This is a genomic window from Mammaliicoccus fleurettii (assembly GCF_003970575.1).
GTDB lineage: Bacteria > Bacillota > Bacilli > Staphylococcales > Staphylococcaceae > Mammaliicoccus > Mammaliicoccus fleurettii.
The window spans coordinates 1-2817 of the sequence record NZ_RXWZ01000137.1 but is presented as its reverse complement, the minus strand read 5'-3'; the positions used below and the strand labels follow the sequence as shown (position 1 = coordinate 2817).

Here is a 2817-nt window from a genome sequence, read left to right as displayed (position 1 = left end):
TTGTTGACCACCTAGATAAATTTGGGCCTTATATGGTGATTGGACCAAATATCGCATTATTGCATTCAAATTTTGAGAATGTAAATGTTCCTGTAAGTATGTCCATTGTTCATTTTGAAGATGGAATCGACTTTGGACATGAACGATTTGATCCTGTAAAAGTCGTGGTTATACTCGCTACTAGTCAACCTCAAATACATTTGAACGCACTTGGTCAGTTAAGCCAAATCATTATGAATGAAGAAAATAGAAATGAAATGATTAAAGGTAACAAAGAAAGAATATTACAACTCATCAAAACGGTGAGCCAAAATGAGGAGGGTGTCTAAATTTGACCCAAATTATAAAAGAAGAACATATACAATTGAAAGATAAAGTTGCTAACTGGGAAGAAAGTATCCAAATAGCTGCAGCACCATTATTACAGGAAGATTATTTTAATAAGGATTATGTCGATTCAATGATTAAGAGTGTTCATGATATGGGACCTTACATTGTAATTGCACCTGAAATTGCGATTGCACATGCAAGACCTAACGAGAATGTGAATAAAGTAGGATTAAGTTTACTTAAACTAGATGAACACATTAACTTTTCGGACAATAGTCATTTTGCGTCATTAGTATTTGTATTAAGTGCCATCGATAACGAAGCGCATCTCGAAATTTTAAAAAAACTAGCAACAATTTTAAGTGATAAAGAAACAGTTCAATCACTTGTTTTAGCAAAAAATAAATCAGAAATTATAAATATATTTAAGGAGAATGATTAATATGAAAATTTTAGTAGTTTGTGGACACGGTTTAGGAAGTAGTTTCATGGTTGAAATGAATGCACAGGAAGCACTGAAAAATTTACAAGCTCCAGATGATGTTAAAGTTGAACATAGTGACATAATGTCAGCAAGTCCTGATATGGCTGATGTCTTTATTTGTGGTAGAGATTTAGAAGAAAATGCACAAAGATTAGGTGAAGTTGTTGTGCTAGATAACATTTTAGATAAAGAAGAATTACAAAATAAACTAGAAGAAAAATTAAAAGCACTGAACATTTTATAAACAAAGGGGAGACTGCATCATGAATTCAATATTAGGATTTTTTGTAGATGTTTTTAGTCAACCTGCTATACTTGTAGTACTTATCGCATTGATTGGTTTAATTGTACAGAAAAAATCAGCAGCAGATATTACATCAGGTACAATTAAAACAATTCTAGGCTTTCTTGTATTAAGTGCTGGAGCAGGTGTTGTTACAAATTCATTAGAACCGTTCGGGAAGATGTTTCAAGAAGCATTTGGTGTACAAGGTGTCGTTCCAAATAACGAAGCCATTATATCCATTGCTTTAAAAGATTACGGAACAACAGCAGCTTTAATTATGATGTTCGGGATGCTAGTTAATATATTTATCGCAAGATTTACAAACTTAAAATATATTTTCTTAACAGGTCATCACACATTTTACATGGCAGCTTTTCTAGCAATACTGTTAACTGTAGGTAATATTACAGGGACAATGACAGTTATAATGGGGTCAATTATTTTAGGACTGATTATGGCAGTATTACCAGCACTTGGACAATCCACAATGAAAAAAATCACTGGATCAGACCAAGTAGCAATAGGTCATTTTGGAACAGTAAGTTACTGGGCAGCAGGAGAAATTGGTAAATTATTTTCTGGGAAATCAAAATCAACAGAAGATATTAAGTTTCCTAAAGGATTAAGTTTCTTGAGAGAAAGTACAATAAGTATTTCATTAACAATGATCGTACTTTATATTATAGCTGCATTATTTGCAGGACCAACTTTCGTACATTCAGAATTAAGTGACGGTACTAACTTTATAGTATTCTCAGTTATTCAAGGTGTAACATTTGCAGCAGGGGTATTTATCATTTTGACAGGTGTGAGATTAATTTTAGCTGAAATCGTACCAGCATTTAAAGGTATTTCAGAAAAACTCGTACCAAATACGAAACCAGCATTAGACTGTCCGATTGTATTCCCTTACGCACAAAATGCTGTATTAATAGGATTTTTCGTCAGTTTCGTCACTGGAGTTATAGGCATGTTAATCATGTTCCTTATAGGAGGCGTCGTAATATTACCAGGCGTTGTACCACACTTCTTCTTAGGAGCAACAGCAGGCGTATTCGGTAATGCAAGAGGCGGAATAAAAGGAGCCATTGCAGGATCAGCATTAAACGGTATATTAGTAACATTCTTACCATTATTACTCCTACCATTTATGGGAGACCTAGGAGCAGCATCGACTATATTCTCAGACACTGACTTCTTAGCAGTAGGAATCGTAGTAGGATATATAGCAAAATTCTTAGGATTAGCAGGCGTAATCGCAATCATAATCATAATTGGCGTATTAGGCGTGTTATTACAAAAACGATCTAACAAAAAAGTAGTAGAAGAGAAGTAAGAAGTAATAGAAAGCACTCCGTCTAGATGACGAAGTGCTTTTTTATGTGGAGTTAATCGGAAAGATGAGATATAGTCTGCTTATATTAAGTCGATTTTTGAAAAGATGAGGTAAGTCTTCGATTAATTCGGTAGTTAATCGAAGAAATTGGTTAAGTTGTAGATTAACTCGGTAATTAATCGAAGAGATAGTGTAAGTTGTAGATTAATTCGGTAGTTAATCGAAGAGATGGGTAAAGTTGTAGATTAACTCGGTAGTTAATCGAAGAGATGTTGTAAGTTGTAGATTAACTCGGTAGTTAATCGAAGAGATGTTGTAAGTTGTAGATTAACTCAGTCGTTAATCGAAGAGATTGGTTAAATTGTAGATTAACTTGGTAGT

Annotated in this window: 4 protein-coding genes; all 4 read left to right on the top strand. The window is 33.7% G+C overall.

The window, feature by feature from the left end; genetic code table 11:
* Nucleotides 1–329, top strand: a 329-nt coding sequence (locus CD129_RS10065) for a PTS sugar transporter subunit IIA (RefSeq protein ID WP_170167691.1), incomplete at its 5' end; no start/stop codon positions are given.
* Between the two features lie 2 nt (nucleotides 330–331).
* A complete protein-coding gene (locus tag CD129_RS10060; RefSeq protein WP_107509199.1) occupies nucleotides 332–772 on the top strand; it encodes a PTS sugar transporter subunit IIA in 441 nt (146 codons plus the stop codon).
* A gap of 1 nt (nucleotide 773) precedes the next feature.
* Nucleotides 774–1058 (top strand): PTS sugar transporter subunit IIB, encoded by a 285-nt coding sequence (locus CD129_RS10055; RefSeq protein WP_078357913.1) that lies wholly within the window; start codon nucleotides 774–776, stop codon nucleotides 1056–1058.
* Between the two features lie 19 nt (nucleotides 1059–1077).
* Nucleotides 1078–2436 carry a PTS ascorbate transporter subunit IIC gene (locus CD129_RS10050; RefSeq protein WP_115337809.1) on the top strand — a complete coding sequence of 453 codons (1359 nt, stop codon included), beginning with the start codon at nucleotides 1078–1080 and terminating at the stop codon, nucleotides 2434–2436.
* The last annotated feature ends 381 nt before the right edge of the window (nucleotides 2437–2817 follow it).